Source organism: Mesorhizobium sp. ESP7-2, from assembly GCF_020164715.1.
Classification (GTDB): Bacteria; Pseudomonadota; Alphaproteobacteria; order Rhizobiales; family Rhizobiaceae; genus Mesorhizobium.
The window spans coordinates 224,298-241,411 of the sequence record NZ_JAIUGQ010000004.1; the positions used below are offsets into that span (position 1 = coordinate 224,298).

General features: G+C 64.3%; 20 protein-coding genes. 8 read left to right on the forward strand and 12 right to left on the reverse strand.

All coding sequences use genetic code 11. The features are described 5' to 3' along the window. Window positions 1–107: 107 nt before the first annotated feature. Window positions 108–464 carry a hypothetical protein gene (locus tag LB543_RS06670; RefSeq protein ID WP_224613518.1) on the reverse strand — a complete coding sequence of 119 codons (357 nt, stop codon included), beginning with the start codon at window positions 462–464 and terminating at the stop codon, window positions 108–110. 181 nt (window positions 465–645) lie between these two features. On the opposite strand from LB543_RS06670, the gene LB543_RS06675 reads away from it, so the two are divergent. Beyond that, window positions 646–948, forward strand: coding sequence for a hypothetical protein (locus tag LB543_RS06675; RefSeq protein WP_224596302.1), 303 nt, complete (start codon window positions 646–648; stop codon window positions 946–948). Between the two features lie 216 nt (window positions 949–1,164). Here the strand turns inward: LB543_RS06675 and LB543_RS06680 are convergent, their stop codons facing one another. Next, complete coding sequence (locus LB543_RS06680) at window positions 1,165–1,860, reverse strand: XRE family transcriptional regulator (RefSeq protein ID WP_181182860.1); 696 nt, start codon at window positions 1,858–1,860, stop codon at window positions 1,165–1,167. A 583-nt stretch (window positions 1,861–2,443) separates the two neighbouring features. Here LB543_RS06680 and LB543_RS06685 point away from each other — a divergent pair. Beyond that, entirely contained in the window at window positions 2,444–3,076 is a 633-nt protein-coding gene (locus LB543_RS06685) for a GcrA family cell cycle regulator (RefSeq protein WP_224596300.1), read from the forward strand. A 246-nt stretch (window positions 3,077–3,322) separates the two neighbouring features. On the opposite strand, the gene LB543_RS06690 is transcribed toward LB543_RS06685, so the two are convergent. Together LB543_RS06690 and LB543_RS06695 are read right to left on the reverse strand one after the other, a co-directional pair. After that, on the reverse strand, window positions 3,323–3,640 hold the full coding sequence (locus LB543_RS06690) for a DUF982 domain-containing protein (protein WP_224613519.1): 318 nt from the start codon (window positions 3,638–3,640) through the stop codon (window positions 3,323–3,325). An 84-nt stretch (window positions 3,641–3,724) separates the two neighbouring features. Further along, entirely contained in the window at window positions 3,725–4,006 is a 282-nt protein-coding gene (locus LB543_RS06695; RefSeq protein ID WP_140759840.1) for a DUF982 domain-containing protein, read from the reverse strand. A gap of 80 nt (window positions 4,007–4,086) precedes the next feature. On the opposite strand from LB543_RS06695, the gene LB543_RS06700 reads away from it, so the two are divergent. The 3 genes from LB543_RS06700 to LB543_RS06710 are packed head-to-tail and all read left to right on the forward strand — an operon-like array spanning window position 4,087 to window position 5,630. Then, a complete protein-coding gene (locus LB543_RS06700; RefSeq protein ID WP_224613520.1) occupies window positions 4,087–4,749 on the forward strand; it encodes a YdaU family protein in 663 nt (220 codons plus the stop codon). Beyond that, window positions 4,670–5,131: a hypothetical protein gene (locus LB543_RS06705; RefSeq protein ID WP_224613521.1), complete on the forward strand. Its 462-nt coding sequence runs from the start codon at window positions 4,670–4,672 to the stop codon at window positions 5,129–5,131. Before LB543_RS06700 ends, LB543_RS06705 begins: the two co-directional genes overlap by 80 nt. Next, window positions 5,037–5,630, forward strand: coding sequence for a DUF6456 domain-containing protein (locus LB543_RS06710; RefSeq protein WP_224613522.1), 594 nt, complete (start codon window positions 5,037–5,039; stop codon window positions 5,628–5,630). The genes LB543_RS06705 and LB543_RS06710 overlap by 95 nt, the downstream gene beginning before the upstream one ends. A 100-nt stretch (window positions 5,631–5,730) precedes the next feature. On the opposite strand, the gene LB543_RS06715 is transcribed toward LB543_RS06710, so the two are convergent. Continuing rightward, a complete protein-coding gene (locus tag LB543_RS06715) occupies window positions 5,731–6,048 on the reverse strand; it encodes a hypothetical protein (protein ID WP_224613523.1) in 318 nt (105 codons plus the stop codon). A gap of 128 nt (window positions 6,049–6,176) precedes the next feature. Here LB543_RS06715 and LB543_RS06720 point away from each other — a divergent pair, with 128 nt between their 5' ends. Next, window positions 6,177–7,130 (forward strand): NmrA family NAD(P)-binding protein, encoded by a 954-nt coding sequence (locus LB543_RS06720; RefSeq protein ID WP_318012958.1) that lies wholly within the window; start codon window positions 6,177–6,179, stop codon window positions 7,128–7,130. A 55-nt stretch (window positions 7,131–7,185) separates the two neighbouring features. Here LB543_RS06720 and LB543_RS06725 read toward each other — a convergent pair whose 3' ends face one another. Together LB543_RS06725 and LB543_RS06730 are read right to left on the reverse strand one after the other, a co-directional pair. Continuing rightward, complete coding sequence (locus LB543_RS06725) at window positions 7,186–9,207, reverse strand: acyltransferase family protein (protein ID WP_224613524.1); 2,022 nt, start codon at window positions 9,205–9,207, stop codon at window positions 7,186–7,188. Window positions 9,208–9,748: 541 nt separating this feature from the next. Beyond that, window positions 9,749–10,336 (reverse strand): TetR/AcrR family transcriptional regulator, encoded by a 588-nt coding sequence (locus LB543_RS06730; protein WP_224596280.1) that lies wholly within the window; start codon window positions 10,334–10,336, stop codon window positions 9,749–9,751. Between the two features lie 104 nt (window positions 10,337–10,440). Between LB543_RS06730 and LB543_RS06735 the strand changes: the two genes are divergently transcribed. Both LB543_RS06735 and LB543_RS06740 read left to right on the forward strand, forming a co-directional pair. Further along, complete coding sequence (locus LB543_RS06735; RefSeq protein WP_140759883.1) at window positions 10,441–11,256, forward strand: oxidoreductase; 816 nt, start codon at window positions 10,441–10,443, stop codon at window positions 11,254–11,256. A 112-nt stretch (window positions 11,257–11,368) separates the two neighbouring features. Further along, window positions 11,369–12,370 carry an NADP-dependent oxidoreductase gene (locus LB543_RS06740; protein WP_224613544.1) on the forward strand — a complete coding sequence of 334 codons (1,002 nt, stop codon included), beginning with the start codon at window positions 11,369–11,371 and terminating at the stop codon, window positions 12,368–12,370. A gap of 182 nt (window positions 12,371–12,552) precedes the next feature. On the opposite strand, the gene LB543_RS06745 is transcribed toward LB543_RS06740, so the two are convergent. The 5 genes from LB543_RS06745 to LB543_RS06765 all read right to left on the reverse strand — a co-directional run bounded on the left by LB543_RS06745 (window position 12,553) and on the right by LB543_RS06765 (window position 17,025). Then, a complete protein-coding gene (locus LB543_RS06745) occupies window positions 12,553–13,218 on the reverse strand; it encodes a GntR family transcriptional regulator (protein ID WP_140759811.1) in 666 nt (221 codons plus the stop codon). Window positions 13,219–13,751: 533 nt separating this feature from the next. Then, window positions 13,752–14,783 carry a hydroxyacid dehydrogenase gene (locus LB543_RS06750; RefSeq protein ID WP_224613525.1) on the reverse strand — a complete coding sequence of 344 codons (1,032 nt, stop codon included), beginning with the start codon at window positions 14,781–14,783 and terminating at the stop codon, window positions 13,752–13,754. 362 nt (window positions 14,784–15,145) lie between these two features. After that, window positions 15,146–15,340 carry a hypothetical protein gene (locus LB543_RS06755; RefSeq protein WP_224613526.1) on the reverse strand — a complete coding sequence of 65 codons (195 nt, stop codon included), beginning with the start codon at window positions 15,338–15,340 and terminating at the stop codon, window positions 15,146–15,148. A gap of 66 nt (window positions 15,341–15,406) precedes the next feature. Next, window positions 15,407–15,610: a hypothetical protein gene (locus LB543_RS06760; protein ID WP_140759805.1), complete on the reverse strand. Its 204-nt coding sequence runs from the start codon at window positions 15,608–15,610 to the stop codon at window positions 15,407–15,409. 206 nt (window positions 15,611–15,816) lie between these two features. Next, window positions 15,817–17,025: an FAD-dependent oxidoreductase gene (locus LB543_RS06765; protein WP_224613527.1), complete on the reverse strand. Its 1,209-nt coding sequence runs from the start codon at window positions 17,023–17,025 to the stop codon at window positions 15,817–15,819. Window positions 17,026–17,114 lie beyond the last annotated feature (89 nt).

Sequence of the window (17,114 nt, forward strand, 5' to 3'; positions counted from 1 at the left end):
GGTTTTTCCTTCTCCCCTTCTTGTGGGAGAAGGGAAAACCGGCTGCCGCGTTGCTTGCAAAAGTCCTCGCCTGAAACCCGCAAATGGCGCTATCGAGCCGCCGCAGCTCAAGCCGCTTGCCTTGCTTCATGGCCGAAGCGGCGGAAGAAACGGGCCAGGAGAAGCTGCTGCCTTGCTCTGGCGAGATCGGGCAAGCGCCGTTCCTGGCGCCAGCGCGGCATGTTGCGCCAGCCGGCGATGAAGCGGGCTGCATCCTCGACGGCTTCATGCGCCGACAGCGCTGGGCCAATCGCGGCCAGGAACAGCAGCTCCGACGGTTTCAATTCGTCGATGACGGCCTTGCGCCTGAAATGATCCAGGCGGGCCTGAGCGATGCCGTTGCGGCGGATGGCCTCGAAGGCTTCGAGCAAAGCGGGACTGTCACCGGTGTAACCGCAGGCGCGGGCGAAATCGGCGGCATCCATTCTTGCTCCCGGTTCTGGCGCGTGCAATTCCGCGCCGACTCACGCTTGCAAGTCACATATAAGCATAACTCAAACTGATGTAAAAGAGAGACTTTTGGAGGAGTCTGGAAACTGCGACTCGACTCCTGCTTCAAAACACGGGAAGATACGAACAAATCAGGAACAAACGGACGGAGGAACGATGGCGTTGCCGGGCAGGGAAGCAGTGATCGCGCAGGTTGCCTCGCTGTCGGTCGAGTGCGCCGATTGCGGCCGCAACAGGTGGTGGCGGCCCGATCAGTTGAAGCGCTTCGGGGTGAACGGGAACACGCCGCTGGCCGCGCTGTCGGGTCGCATCGTCTGCTCGGCCTGCCGTGCCGAAGGGCTGCCGGGCAGCGCGGTCTCGATCCAGGCCGCGTTCATCGACGAGCGCCAGCGCGTGCGCTCGGAAGCGCGGATGCTGAGCGACCGCGAAGTGCCGCTGGAAGGATCGAGGTGGGCTTGAGAGGCGCTGCTTCTTCCTTCTCTCCTTGTGCCCCTTGTGGGAGAAGGTGGATCGGCGCGTTAGCGCCGAGACGGTTGAGGGGTGTTCCAGCGAAGTGAGACGTCGGCGTTCTCTGGAGCGCCCTCATCCGACCCCGCTTCGCGAGGCCACCGCCCTGGGCGAGTCACGGGCCTCGCCCGCCCTTCGGAACCCGCAAGGGGAGAAGGAAAGGGCGCCCTAATATCCCAGCAGTTCCTTCAGCGGAATGACGCGCCAGACCTGCTTGATGGCGTAGCGGTTGAAGGTCAGCGTCTTCGGCGGATTGTACTGCTCGACCACCAACTCGCCCGCGGTGCGCCGGACCAGCTTCTTGATGAAGGCCTTGCCGTTCTTCTCGTTTTCTTCGGGAAAGCTCTCGATCACCACGTGGTCGCCCGGCACCGCGTCGCGGCCGCCGCAATAGATCATGTCGCCGGGTTCATAGCGCGGCACCATGGAATCCGAGAGCACATGCAGCGCGAACACTTTCGGCAGGTTGCGGACCCCCGGCGGACGCTGCACGTACCCTGCCGGCTCGCCGTTGAAGGTGAAGTCGCCGTCGTCACCGCCGACGGCGGCGCCCAGCACCGGAATATCCATCGCTCCGGCCGGCAGCGGGCCGGCATCGGTGACGATCTCGGCGTCCGCCACCGGGCCGGCATCGTCGAGGAAGACGACCTCGCCCTTGCCGAGCGCCACGGGGTCGACGCGCAGGAAGGCAGCGGTCTTCAACAGGTTCTCGGTCTTGGGCAGGTTGCGCCCGGTTTCCCAGTTGCCGACGGCCGCGACGTCGGTGTCGTTGTGCTCGGCGATGTGGCGCATGACCAGGCCGCGCTGCTTGCGGGCCTGGCGGATCGCGGCCCCGACCCTGATCGACAGTTGCGTTTTCACCATGGCCTCATGTGACCAATAAGTCTTGCTTTCGTCCATGAAAGAATGACTTGCATCAGTTTTTTGAGTTATGCTTATATCACTTCATGCAAAAGCTCAATCCCCTCAGAGTCGACAGCGCCTCCAGCCGGCCTTGCCGGGCTGCCCTTTCCCTTCCGCCCCGGCCGCCTCCTCCCCGGCCGGGGCGAAGCGCGAAGCCGATTGCCTCGGTGCATTGGCCTCGCGTCCGGCCTGCCCGTCACCGGCGGCCGGAACGGCCGGAGCCGCCGCTCCCCGCGGCTCCGGCCCCCCATTCGACCTGGCCGCGGGTTGTTCCCTGATCCGCACGCAGGACGGCACCGTCATTCTGTACGAGCCGACGACGGGCAGGGTGGTTTCCGCCCCTGACAGGGACATGGCGTCGGCGCGGCTTGCGCGCCTTGCCCAGTCAGCCGACCGGCGGGGCTGAAAGCAACCCTTCCACAGGCAACCCAGCGGCCGACAGGCCGGACCAGGCCCCGGCAGCCCATGGCGGCTGCGGGCAAACCCCGACGCTTGCCTGACGGCGCCGTGTGCGGCGGCCGCTGGCCGCGCAATGGAGACGGACATGGCAAGCTACAGCGACAGCGAATTGCAGGCGATCGGCGCCTGGCTGAGGGACGGGCTTTCAGCATCGGGGATCGCGGCGGCGTTCAGCGCGCAGCGCGGCGCGCGCGTATCACGCAACGCCATTATCGGCATCGTCCACCGCAGCGCCATGCTGGGTGCGATCGGCTTTGCCAATGGCAAGGGCCGGCCGGCGGCCCGCACGGCGATGGCCAAGGCAGCGAGCCGCGCCGCCAAGGTGGAAGCCAGCCGTTCCGGCGCCAGCCTGCAGCCGGCGGTCAAACCGGCCACACGGCCGAAGCGGGCTCCTTCGCCCGTCCGGCCACGGCTTTTCCAGCGCGAGGCGGGCGTGCTGATCGCCGATGGGCAAACCTACCGTATCAAGGTACCTGCGCCGCCACGTGGTCCCATCGGCCGGCAGCCACATGGCGTGGCCATGCGCTTCATCGACTGCCTGTTCAATCGCTGCCGAGCTCCGCTCGACCTGAGAGTGGAGGAAGACCCTCAAAATGGTGCGCCCGGCGGGCGGCCGGGCCAGGACATGCTGTGCTGCGGCATGCGCACCAGGGCGATGAAAAGCTACTGCACCTATCATCAGGCGCGGTTCCAGCGCCGTGTTTGCGAGGCCGGGTAAGTCCCTTCTCCCCGTTCAACGGGGAGAAGGTGCCGGCAAGCGGATGAGGGGCGGCGCCGACATAACGGAATTTGGAACTCGGGCAAACGTCAACCTATGGAAACGCTGGCGCTGCCCTCATTGCCCTGCCGGACATTTCTCCCCGTGTAATGACGGGGAGAAAAAGCCGGCACCGATGCTTTCACCAATCTCGGTCGATGTGGAAAATATTGGGAGAATTTCTTGAACAGCACTCGAGCCGCACCGCTATTTCGGCATCTGGCGGCCTTGTTTGGGCAGACGGCTCTGCACCGTCCGTTGCTCCAGCATCGTCGCCGGGCCGCCGCCGGCAACCAGGATGCCAGCAACGCGGGCAAAGCCGGTGAATACTTTTATCGCATCGGCTTGCGAAATCTGCGCCGCGATGGCGGCGCTGCAGGCGTTGAGCGCACTACGATAGACGTGGCCCCGTCGCTCGATCGGCCAGCGCTGCAGGAAATCGGCGGCGTCGCTGACATTCTCGATCTCCTCGACATGTCCGTCCAGGGACACTTTGAGCGGCACTCCGGTTTTCATCGTACCCATGGCATTCACCTTCGGCCCAGGCGCGGCATTCAAGCCGACGCTCATAAACGCACAAGACCGGCAAGCGGTTGCATCGCCGCCGTTTCAGGGGCTCGCCGCCGCGTCGAGCCACTCATGCGCGCGGCTTCTTGGCTTGGCTACCAATATGCCCTGTTGCCTGGCCGCCTCGCGAAAGGCCTCGAAGGCGGGGCGTGGGCAGCAGGTGCCCTCGACCGCGAGCCGGATGAGCCGTGCTGCTTCGAGATAGGCCGGCGCGGTCTTGTCGGGCCATTGGTAACGAAGCGCCGTCGCCGCATCGGCCACCGAGCCGACCAGCATGGTCTTGTTGTCGCAGAAACGCAGGGTCACCGGCATGAAAGCCGTCATGGGCAAACCTCCCTTAGCCATGGACGCGTCATAACGTCCGGACCGGCGGCTGGTTCCATTAGCGCGGCGTGGAGCGCGGCATGAGCGAACGGCCTTTCATGCAGCTCTACGTCTCCGATTTCATCGGCGACACGCTGCAGCTCTCGACCGAACAGATCGGCGCCTACATGCTGCTTCTGATGGCAATGTGGAATGCCGGCGGCAGCCTGCCCGACGACGACGCCAGGCTGGCGCGCGTGGCGCGCCTGCCGTTGAAACGATGGCGGGCGATCAGCGCCGAGCTGTTGGCCTTCTTCGAGCGCGAGGACGGGGAGATTGGCCACAAGAGGCTGACGAAGGAGTTGCACAAGGCGCGGCTCAAGAGCGAGGCGAGGGCGGCCGCCGGCGCGCGCGGCGGGGCCGCCACCGCCTTGAAAGCAAAGGCGCATGTCCAGGCAAATGCCGATGTTTTGATGCGGCATTCTCCAGATTCCAGAAATCAGATGGAAGAAGCTTCCGCTTTTTCAGCGCGCGGGGCGCGCGAAAGACCGGGGATTTCGATTCGGGGCCGTGAGGCGGCTTCGGGATCGCACGGCCTGGGTCGGCCCAAGAAACCGCCGGGCTGGATCAGGCCGAAAACCCACGGCGACGCCGCCAACGCCATCATCGAGGAGATCCGCGGATATGACCACGGCCGAACTGCAGCAGGCGACGAAGGCGCTGGCGGCAATGTTCTCCTGCTTCCCGCAATCCGCACTGACTGATGTCGAGATGCAGCTGCGCGGCTATCTCGGCGCCATCAGAGATGCCGAATTGGCCGACCTGCAGGCCGCCATCCAGCGCTTCGTGCGCGGCGAGGTGAGGAGCGGCAACGCGCAGTTCTGCCCTTCGAGCGCGCAGCTCTGCATCGAAGTGCGCGAGCGGCGGGTGATGCGGGAACTACTGGCGCGGCGCGGCGCCGGCTTGGGTTCCTCGCCCCCGCAAAGCGGCGGAGGGGAACCCAGGTTCAGCAAGGCCATCACTCGAACACCCAACCAAGAGGAACCACCCCATGCCCAAGAAAACCAAAGCCGCCAGGCCGCAGGCGCCGAAACTGCCGAAGGGCGAGGCCGAGCAGGTGCGCATCCGCCGCGAGGTCGGCCATGATTTCGCTCTGAAGGACGATGCGTTCGGCCGCAAGCGGCTGACATCGGGCACGGCCGAGGCGCGGCGCGTCTACGAGGTGTCTAATGACGGCCACACTTCCACCGGCGGCATCGTGCGGGTGCGCAATGTCGACCCGCTCCTGGGCATCACCTCGCTGTCACGCCAGCAGCGCGAGGCCGGCCTGCGCTACCGCGAGCATTTTCAGTGCAGCCAGCGAGCCGATATCAAGCCGATGCGCTGGACGGAACGCGTCGACGGCGGCCGCGTCGGCGGCGGCATCGCCGACAGCGTGCTCAACGCCGGCCGCGCGCATGCCGCCGCGACACGGGCGCTCGGGCATTGGGACGTGACGGCGATCGTGCAGAAGGTCGTGTGCCTGGAACAGCCGGTGAGGACCGTGGCCGAGCAGGATGGTGAAGGACGCGACGTGGTGACGAAGCTGCTGAAGGTGGGGCTCGACCTGCTGGCCGTCCACTATGGGATGATGATGGGGCGGTAGCGTGGTGCGCCCAGCCAGCGATGCTGGGCGCTGCCGGCAAATTCGGAATCTCGAATGTTATGTTCGGTCCGGTTGGCTAATGCCGGCCGGACAAATAAGGTCAATAGCCGCAGACACGCACTCTCTCGACGACACGGTGGTGATGACGCCAGTGCCTCACCACCTCGATACGGCAACGATGGCTGTGCATGCCGAAATAGCGCGGCCGATAGCCGTTGTCATACATGCGGTAGTGGTGACGGCCATAATAGGGGCCATAGTCGGAATAGGCGCCGTAATAGTCGCGATTTCTGGGAACGTAGTAATCGCCATCATAGCCATTCCCGATGCCAAGCGTGATACTGGCGGCATTTGCGGGAGCGATCACTGACACCGCCGAAATCATTGCGATGACTGATGCAAGCAAGAGCTTTTTCATGACAACCTCCTCTTCAAGGTGTGCCTAATAAACGCTGCGGTAGCGACCCTGTTCCCATAAATCGGTGGATCGATGGCTGGAACCGCGCGCCGTGACGGCAAAAGCGGGCCGCTGCGATGGTGCGGTGCGTGGCCATACGTGTCAGCATGGTGACGCGAACTTTGAACCTCGGCCGCCGCCATCCATTTCCCCTGTATGCAACCAGCAAGGGAGATTGGATCATACATATCATTCTTGGCGGCACCGGGCATGTCGGCTCGGCCGCTGCGGCAGCGTTGCTGCGGCAAGGCGAGCCGGTCACGGTCGTGACGCGCGATAAGGCAAAGGCGTCGCCTCTGGCCGCGCAAGGCGCCGAGGTGGCGGTGGCGGACGTGCTCGATGTCGAGGCGCTGCGTGGCGTGTTCAGGCGCGGCACAAGGGCGTTCCTGCTCAATCCGCCGGCCGATCCTTCGACCGACACGGATGCCCTGGAGCGCAGGACGGTGGAGGCGATCGTTGCCGCGCTTGACGGCTCGGGGCTGGAGAAGGTGGTCGCCGAATCGACCTATGGCGCGCAGGCCGGCGAGCGTACCGGCGACCTCACAGTCCTGCATGGGCTGGAAGAGAAGCTGCATCGCCAGCCCATTGCCGCCAGCATCATTCGCGCGGCCTATTACATGAGCAATTGGGATGCCTCGCTGGAGACCGCCAGGCGTGATGGCGTGGTCAACACGCTTTTGCCGGCGGATTTCGAACTGCCCATGGTGGCGCCACGCGACCTCGGCGAAGCGGCGGCGCGCTTGCTGATGGAGCCGGCGGACAAGAACGGGCTGCATCATGTCGAAGGGCCGTCGCGTTACACCGCCAGGGACGTTGCCGCCGCCTTCGGCGAGGCGCTCGGCAAGGCGGTCAGCGTGGTCTCGGCACCCCGCGAACATTGGGTGGAGACGTTCGAGGACATGGGTTTTTCGCCGGAAGCCGCGCAATCCTATGCGCGCATGACGGAGGTGACGGTCGATAGCACCTATGATCCGCCGACCAGGCCGGAGCGCGGGAAGGTGACGCTGGAGCGGTATGTGGCCGATCTTGCCAGAGCTGGGTGAGCGGGGTGGCGTTTCTTCCTTCTCCCACAAAGGGAGAATGAAGGTCCAACTCTTTCTAAAACAGTGCCTTTTCCAGCGGTCCCTCCAGCGTCTCGGCAAACCCCGTCGCCAGATGATGCCGGTCGCGGAAGGCGAGTTTGCCGCCGATGAAGACATGGCATTCGGCCGGGCCGCAGAAGCGGTCGGTGAGGTCGACATAGCGCGTGTCGGGCACGCTTTTCACCACCGCGCGCTCGGCGGCGGCGGCGCCGTCATTGGCGGCCTCCGCTCTCGGCGTGTCGCACAGCGACGGCGCCTCGCGCCACCACAGCGCGCGGGCAACGCAGGCGTCCGCGAAGCTGTCGCCGATCGGCGTGTCGCGGATGACGGCGGTTTCGACGCCGGCCTTGCTGAAGGCCTGCAAGGTGGAGCGCAGGCCGGCCTGCCAGCGCGCGGTCTCGGCCTTGCGGCTGGCGGCGGACATGTCGCGCGTCAGATTGCCGATCGAGAACTCCGAGATCACCACCATGCGCGGCTTGCGGCGGATGATGTCTGAAATCGCCTGTTCGCGCCAGGCGTCGCATTCGGTGTAGTCGCGCTTGAGCACGGCGTTGAAGGTCGACAGCCGCGAGGCGCGGCATGAGGATTTGAGGTAGGTGACCACTTTGGTGTCGTTGCGTTTTGCCGCTTCGACCAGCGGCGTCGACCAATGGTCGGCATGCGAATCGCCGAACAGCACGATGGTGTGGGCGGCGTCGGCCGGTCCGAAGGTGCAAGGTTTCGGTTTCACCGTGTGGAAGTCGAGCAGGCAGTTCTTGTCGACGGCGCGTGCGATGGAAGGCTGTTCGGCGGCCTCTTCGATGCCGCGCTGGGTAGGGTCGATGTTGCGGGTGGCCAGATGCGCGTTGGCGTAGGCCGCCGCCACGCCGGCGGCGGTCAGCACAAGGGCCGGGGCGAGGGCTAGTCCGGGAAACAGCCTAAGCGGTTTTGCGCCCGGACCGGCGTTGAAGGCGCGCGCGACCGCCGCCAGCCAGTCGCCGCGCCGCGCCGGGTTCTCGATCAGCCGGTAGGTCGCCGCCGACAAGGCAAGCGCCAGTACGGCGCAGCCGATGCGCTGCGCGACGCCGAGGTCCGGCTCCAGCATCCCGGCATAGACGATGATGGGCCAGTGCCAGAGATAGAGCGAATAGGAGAGCGTGCCGACCCACTGCAAGGGTGCCAGCGAGAGCATGGCGGCGGGTGCCAAGGCCTGCCAACGGGTGCCGGCCGGTGCGTCGCCCTGCCTGCCGGCGCCGCTCAAGAGCACCAGCACGGTGCCGGCAACGGGCAGCAGCGCGTACCAGCCGGGGAAGGGCAGGTCTTCGCTCAAGGCGAGATAGGCGAGGGCGATCAGCGCCAGGCCCAGCCATCCCTGTGCCGCCCGCAGCCAGGACTGATGCCGCCACAAGGCTGGCGCTGCGAACGTCGCCAGGCCGCCGGCTGCGAACTCCCAGGCGCGCAGCGGCGAGAAGTAGAAGGCCCAGGCCGGCGAGAGGCTGGTGAGCCAGAGGCAGGCGGCGAAGGAGGCGAGGCCGACGATCCCGATCACTGCCACCGTCATGCGCCGGCCCGGATATAGCCAGGCGGCGAAGACGAGCAGTGCCGGCCAGACGAGATAGAATTGCTCCTCCACCGACAGCGACCAGAAGTGGATGAAGGGGTTGCTCGAGGCGTCGGCGGCGAAATAGTCGAACGACCAGCGCAGCAGCCACAGATTGATGGTGTAGGCCGCCGCATACATGGCGCCGCGCGAATAGAGCGCCTGCTCCTGCGGCGCCAGGATAAGGGTGCCGGCGGCGAGCGTGGCCAGGATGACGAAGATGGCGGCCGGCAGCAGGCGCCGGGCGCGCCTGGCATAGAAGCGCCAGAGGTCGAGCCGGCCGGTCTCGGTGATCTCCCGCATCAGATGCGTCGTGATCAGCCAGCCGGAGATGACGAAGAAGATGTCGACGCCGGCAAAGCCGCCGGGCAGCGCGGTGAGGCCAAAATGGTAGGCGACGACGCCGCCGACCGCCAGCGCGCGCAAGCCCTGTATATCAGGCCGAAACGATGCCGCCACGAGGCCTCCTTGGTGCAAGCCCAGCCCCCAAGATCCCAGCCCTCGCCAATCTCGGCCGGACAGGCCGCTATCGCAATGCAATAAATCTTTCGCAGTGCAACATGGCCGGAACCAGGAGAAGCGTGCAACCGCTTCATGGAAGCGCGGCAACTATGTCGATCGATGGAATTCGCGGCGTCACGCTGAACGCCTAGAGTGGGGAACCGGATCGCAATGCTCGCCTTTCGGGCGATATCGACGACCTCCGGAGGGCGAGACCGGCGAATATGACCGAAGGCGCAGGCTTGCGGCCGTTTGGACAACTTCGCGATTTGCGGATGGTTCCGGAGGCTCGACACGGCGGCCCCGGCGCTGCAAAAAAACGCCCCGCCAGCGAGGCATTGATTGGAGGGTCTTGTCATCGCCCGGGAGGCGATCACGCAGCTCGCGGAGAGTTTCAGTGTTCGATATCCGTTTCTACAGCCGTGGTCGCGCCGACCTCGGACGGCTGCCGCCCGGCGGCCTTGGACGCTCCGGGCTAACAGCTTTGCCGTCCGATCCTCTACGGCGCCTCGTCGCCCCTGCGTGGCTGCGCCAGCGACCGGGCCGCATCCGCTCCGGCCGCCAGGATGCGATCCGATAGGTCAGCGCCCTCCACCGCGCGGGCCAGCTGAAGCGTGCCGATGAGCGTGGCGAAGATGCCGAATGCCACGGCTTCCGGATCGCCTGTATGCGGCGGGAGAGCGGCTGACACCTGGCGCACCAAAGTCATCAAGCGTTCGGTGTAGAGTTGCCGCGTTTCGGGCTGCTCCCTCGCGATTTCCGGCAACAGGGCGGCGGAAGCGCAGCCCGTGCCCGGACTATCGCGGTGCTGCGTCGACAGATAGGCGTCTATGGCCGCTGCCAGGCCGCCGGAGGCCAGCGCCTGCGCGATCTGGCCTGACTGACCCTCCAGCGCCGCCGCCACGCATTCCTGGACAAGTACCGCCTTGGAGGGAAAATGCGGATAGAAGGCGCCGTTGGTCAGCCCGGCGTCGCTCATGATGCTTGCCAGTCCCGAGGCGGCAATGCCGTCGCCGCGGAACCGTTGTGTGGCGACCTCCATGATCCGGCTGCGCGATGCGTCCTTCCGGCCCTTCTCGTATCGCATGATTTTTCCTTTCTGCTCGCTATTGTATTATGAGCATAATATGATATTACGAGCATAATCCAATCAATCGAAGAAGGCTAGCCCTGGTGGCTTTGGAGCGTCAAATGAAAGCACATTCTGGAAAGACCGCGATCGTAACCGGAGCTTCTTCCGGCATTGGTCGCGCAAGCGCCGAGGCCTTGGCGCGGGCGGGGTTCACCGTCTTCGGGACAAGCCGCCGGGCGACAGGCAATGGCCCAGCAAATGTGTCCATGCTGGCGTGCGACGTGACTGACGGGGACTCGGTCAACGCCCTCGTTTCGAACGTGCTCGCGCAGACCGGTCGGATCGACCTGCTGGTCAACAATGCCGGTATCGGCCTGTTGGGCGGCGCCGAAGAGTCCTCCATCGCACAGGTGCAGTCCCTGTTCGACGTCAATCTGTTCGGCGTCATCCGCATGACCAATGCGGTGTTGCCGTCGATGCGGCGGCGTGGCCAAGGGCGCGTCGTCAACATCGGCTCGATTCTGGGATTGGTACCCGCGCCATACTCAGCTCACTACTCGGCGGTGAAGCACGCGCTCGAAGGCTATTCGGAATCGCTCGATCACGAGGTCCGTGCCTTCAATATTCGCGTCTCGGTCATCGAGCCGGCATTCGTGCGTACCGTCTTCGACCAGAACGGAATCGAGCCGGATTCCCTGTTGAAAGAATACGATCAGGCGCGAACCGGGTTCAAGGCGCTGCTTGCCGATGTGATGCCCAAAGCCGATCGGCCAGAAATAGTGGCGGATGCGGTGGTCGAGGCGGCGACCGATGCCAGTCCGCGGCGGCGCTATACCGTCGGCAAGGCAGCGCGCCAAGTCAGCCTGCTGCGCCGCTTCGCCCCTGCCGGGATGTTCGACAAGACCTTGCGCAAGCAGTTCCGTTTGCCGGTCTGAATGCCAACAAGGCGAAGGATTTCACGCGCATGCAACACGCAACCACGACAAACCTGGTCAAGCCGGCCTGTTTCGTGCCGGACATCGAGAAAGATTTCAGAAAGCGAATATGATGAAAGCCTTCGTCGTCGACAAATATCAGAAAAAGGGCGCGCTGCGGCTTGCCGACATGCCGCAGCCGGAGCTGGGAGACAATGATGTGCTGGTCGAGGTCCATGCCGCCGGCGTGAACCTGCTGGATTCCAAAGTCCGCGACGGGGAGTTCAAACCCCTGCTGCCCTATCGTCCACCCTTCATCCTGGGCCACGACGTGGCCGGCATCGTCGTGCGGGTCGGATCGAAAGTCCGCAAGTTCAAAGCCGGCGACGAAGTCTATGCGCGGCCGCGCGATGGCCGGATCGGGACTTTCGCCGAACTCATCGCCATGGATGAGGCCGACGTGGCCCCGAAGCCAAAAAATCTCAGCATGGAGGAGGCCGCCTCCATTCCGTTGGTCGGCCTGACCGCTTGGCAGGTGCTGGTCGAAAGGGCAGGGCTGAGGAAAGGCCAGAAGGTCTTCATCCAGGCCGGCTCCGGCGGGGTGGGCACGTTTGCCATCCAACTGGCAAAGCATCTCGGCGCGACGGTTGCGACAACGGCGAGCGCGGCGAGTACGGATTTGATGAAAAGTCTCGGCGCCGATGTCGTCGTCGACTATCGCAAGGACGATTTCGAGAAGGTCCTGCAGGGCTACGATGTCGTCGTGAACAGCCAGGATGCCAAGACGCTCGAAAAATCGTTGCGCGTGTTGAAGCCGGGCGGGAAGCTGATATCCATTTCCGGTCCGCCGGATCCCGAGTTCGCCAGGAAGCAAGGCCTGAACATCGTGCTGAAGCTGGTGCTGCGGCTGCTTAGTCTCGGCATACGCCGCAGGGCCAAACGCGCCGGTGTGGACTATTCCTTCCTGTTCATGTGGGCGCAGGGCGACCAGCTGAGCCGGATCACGTCGCTCATCGAAACCGGCGTCATACGTCCCGTCATGGACCGGACTTTTCCGTTCGAACAGAACAACGAGGCCTTGGCCTATGTCGAAACGGGACGTGCCAAGGGCAAGGTGGTCGTGAAGGTCAGATAAGGACAGCGGGAGCCGCAGGCCCAATTTTGCGGCGATGCCCGATTGTCCAGCCGGCGCTTAGAGCGGTTCAGCGTTTGATAGAATCGCCGAACCGCTCTCTAGCTCTTTGTTTTCACGCAATTCCCTCGGGAAAGCGCTACGCGCTTTTCCCGGGAAATCTAGGCACTTTTCCTGGAACCGCGCTAGCCCGCTGGCCCTGTCTCGACCTCCTGGAGATAAAAAACCTTGCTCGGCTGCAGGTGGTCGACGCAGAGTTGCGCCAGCACCCAGTTGTCGCTGCGTTTCAGCGCCTCGATCATCATCAGGTGGTGCTGGCGCGAGATGTCGAGCTTGTCCCGGTCGGCCAGCGAATTGGCCCGTACCGGCAGGCTAAGGCGCATATAGTGCTCGATCGAGGATACCAGATAGGCATTGCCGCAGGCCGAGAACATGGTGAGGTGGAAACGGTCATTGGCCTCGTGGATGCCTCTGAGATAGCCGGCGTCGACATGGCCGCTGTAGACGTGGTGGATCGCGGTCAATTCGGCGATCAGCGCGTCGCTCGCCGGCAGGCGGATCATCAGCGCGGCCTGGCGCTGCAGCATCTCGCGCACCTCGTAGATCTGGCGGACCTCCTCGGGCGCGAGCCGGCGCACCATGGCGCCCTTGTTGCGCTCGCGCGTGGCGACGCCGAGCCTTTCCAACTGGTACAAGGCCTGGCGAATGGTGTGGCGCGAGACCGGGAAGCGGGCCAGAAGCACGTCCTCGACCAGGCGCGTGCCGGGCGCCAGACGGCCGAAGATGATGTCTTCTTCCAGCGCGTGGACGATATCGGCTTCCTTGCCGCCATAGTCGACCGTGTTAAGCATCGCGACCCTCTCGTTGGCCCTGCCAGATCATCATTGGCCCCGACCACTCTAGCCTTCGCGCGCGTGGCTGGCCACAAGCTGGTCGAGGCGCGGGTCGTCGAAGCTGACGACGCCGGACATTCGCATCGCCTGCCGCAGCTGATCCCGCCGACTTCCTGGCGCATGAGGACCGGCAGGCAGACCGGCCCCGCTCCGGTCAGGTCGCTGCCAATATCGCTGTTTGCGGGCCGACAGGGAAAGGCCCGCCACCGACGCGACTCGTGACGGGCCTTCTGGAGTACGCCGGGCCTTCCACCCGCCCGGCCATTTGCAAAACCAGCCGGCGGCGCGATCGTTCCTATCGCCATATAAAAATCAGCCGCACAGAACCGATTTCGGGCAGACCGCCGTCACGGACGACAGCTTGTCGCGCTTCACCAGAAGCGGCTTCTGATAGGTTTTTTTCATGTGAATTCCCCGATACGCCGGAGAAAGCGCCCGCACCGGAGCTTTTCAAGCTTTCGCCAAGGTAAGCGTCTCGGCATGGGCCGGGCCTAGTTTCTGTCCGACGGCTTCGAGCGCATCCTGGAGACCGTCTCGCGCTCGGCGCGTTTGGAGCGCATCGGCGGCAGGCCGCGATCGATCAGGTCCATGTCTTCCAACACCATGTCGCCCATGCGCTTGAAGGCGATGTCGAGGGCGCCGGCGCGATGGGCGGAGCGCAGGAAGCCGGGCAGTGCGCGCACGGGATGGTCGCCCGCCAGCGGCTCTTCGGGGAAGACGTCGCTGGCGGCAAGGATATGGCCGCTCTTCACCGCCGCCATCAAGGCGGGGAAATCCACCACGCCGGCACGGCTGAGCAGGATGAAGGCAGCGCCCTTGCGCATCCTGGCGAAAGCATCGGCGCCCAGAAACCCCTGGTTCTCGGAGGTCACCGAGGCGACGACGAAAACGAAGTCGCTTTGCGACAGCACCGCGTCCAGCGAGGCCGGCTCGACGCCATTCTCGCTGAGTATCGACGGCGGCAGCCAGGGGTCGAACACCTTCGTGCGGGTGCGGAAGCCCGACAGCAGGCGGTTGAGCGCGCGGCCGAGGTCGCCGAAGCCGATGATGCCGACATCGGCGCCCGAAAGCAGCCGCGCGGTCCGGTTGCCGTCGCCGCCCCACAGCTCCTCCCCTTGGCGGAAAGCGAGGTCGGCATCGACGATGCCGCGGGCAAGGTTGAGCGCCATGGCCAGGCCGAGTTCGGCCACCGGCTCGGCGAAGACCAGGCCCGTCGTGACGACATGGATGCCGCGCGAAAACAGCGTTTCGTAGGGCATGTTGTCGAGGAGATTGCTCTCGACATTGAAGACGCAGAGCAGCGCCTTCATCGCTTCAAGCGTCTCGGGCGAGATCGGCGGCTGGCCGATGATGTAGCGGGCCTCGGCCAGCACCCCGGCCGGCAGTCGCGCCACGCCGTCCGGCGTCGTCTCGACGATCCGGTAATGCGCCCTGAGCCGCGCCAGCTGCGGCGGCGTGAAGATCAGCTCGAGCGTGCGCGGCTCGGGCGCGCTGATGACCAGCGGCAAGGCGGTGTCTGACATGGCAAGGTCCTCCCGAAGCGGCTTGTGGCGCTTTCTCGGCCCCAAATCTATCCCGGACTGGCGGATTTAAAAGCACATTAGACCGATTTACTCGGCGCAGGAGCGTTTCGCTCGAAATCAAGATGGCCGTCCTGGCACGATTGACATTCGCTGCGCAGCCGGTCTTCACTGCGATATCCAATAGGGGGAATAGCTGATGAAGAAATACGAGAAGCCAACCTGGCAGAAGCGCGAACGGCTTTCGGCTGTCACTGCTCAAACTGTATCTTCTACGCCGGCCTGAACGGGCTGGCGAATTCGCTTGCCGAAACAAAGGCGCGATCGGTCGATCGCGCCTTTTGCTTTTGCGGAAGAGCAAATCGTCACCTCCGCCGCTTTGGCGGTGCGGGCTTCTTTTCCTCGCCGCTCGGCTCGGCGGACAGCCGCTGCTTGCGAAGGCGGGCGGTCTTTGCGTCGCGGGCCTGACGTTCGGCGTCGAGGATAATCCGCGACTCGCGATCCGCTCTCTCAAGCTTCTGCTTGTCGACCAATCGGGTCACTTCGTTCTCCGGCGGCATGTCACATTCCATAAAACCAACCGTGTGCGGCAAGGTTCCGCCGGATGCCGACTACGAGCGATCGCGTCAGGATTTTGCCTGGCCTGATCGTTCGTGGCGATGACTGGCCTGCCAACTGATGAGTTGGCGCTCGGCCTCGGATATGGTCACGCTCATCAAGCCATCAAATTCGGCCATGGCGTCCATATGCCCATGATCAATTATGGATTTGCGAAGAGTGCGCATCGCCAGAATGGCATCCTGCAACGCGCGGTCGATATTCTTGACCATGACAGGATCTCCTGCGGGCATAACCTGTCGGCGCACCGCTGGTTCCGGCTGAACGGCACTGGATCCGCTTTTTTTCAGCGCTATCTCATTATCCCGGTGAAGCGCCCCTGCGCTTCCCTTCCGCCGCAGGGGCGATGGGTAGAGGTGCTGTCCTTACGGCAGCACCGGGGAAGTGCCTTCGATGACGATGAAGGATGGGAGGCAGCTCAGGCCACGCCCGGCTCCCGCCGCAATCCCAAATGGGCTACCTTGCGTCCGATGATCATCAGCTGGCGTGCCGTGTTGTTACGCAGGCGCCGCGCGCGCCATTCCAGTCCGGTCTCGGTGGTGATCTGCCTGGCATAGACGCTCACACGCATGCCGGCCTCATCGGAAGCGACCTTGACCGGATCATCATAGAAAGTCCCGATCTTGTCAGCCGCCATGCCTGGTGTTTCCAGCCAGCGTGGAATGTGGACGGAATGGAGCTGATCGACGTCGATCATGACCCGCCCTATGCCGACCCCCGGCGTCGGGCATGTCGTACAGAACGCGTCGCCAATGAAGACGACCCCGTCGCGGCGATGGCCCTGCGTCGTGGTCAGATTGATCTGCCGGACCTCGACGGGACTCGCGACGGCGAAGTTGCCGCACTGCGCCGATATTTCGGGCATCAGCTCGCAAAGCATCTTTTGCGGATCGGCCCGGAAATCCCTCGTCCATTGGTCGGCGACGGTATGATAGACGAACATGTTGGCCCGCATCTTGTCGCCGAGGGGAAAAACGGTGATGTAGGCGACGCGATCCGAAGGCCGCTTGCCGTAGCAGGTGACGGCCCGAAAGCCGCAGTCGCGCTGGGAGATGGCGAGATCGAAGCCCATCGACAGCGAATGGGCTTTCGATTGCTCGACGCGCTCGACGCCGATGGCGCGGCGCACCGCTTCGCTGTGACCGGTGGCCACCACCAGGAGGCGTGCATCGATGATCCTGCCGTCGGTGAGCACAAGGCGCTGCCAGTCCGGTCCGGTCGAGATCTCGGCGACCTTGCCGACCGTAAGCGGCACTTGCGGTGGAAGGGCGTCACGAAGCCCGTTGATCAGCGCGCCATAGGAAAATGCATACTCCGGCCTGCGCTCACGCGCGAACAGCTGGCCGAGGCGGAAGACATGGATATCGTCGAACGGGGTGACGAGACGCATGATCGTTTCGTCGAGGCCGAGCTTCTTGAACAGTCGTATCTGATCGGTACCGATCTTCTCGGCCCGGAACTCGTCGTGATGAACCCGGTGCGGATCGATCAGCGCCACCTTGCGGCCGGCTTTTCCCAAAGCGGTTGCCAGCGTGGTGCCGGCCATTCCGGCGCCAACGATCGCCACATCGACCTCGGCCGGGACAGCCTCGATGGTGTTCATCTCGCTGCCCTTCATGCTAGTCATCGTCCTTCTCCACAAGCTGTGGCGGAAAATATCTTCCAGACGTAATCAACCTCAAGCAACCAGCGCGGGTGGCTGCTAGCAACAAACGT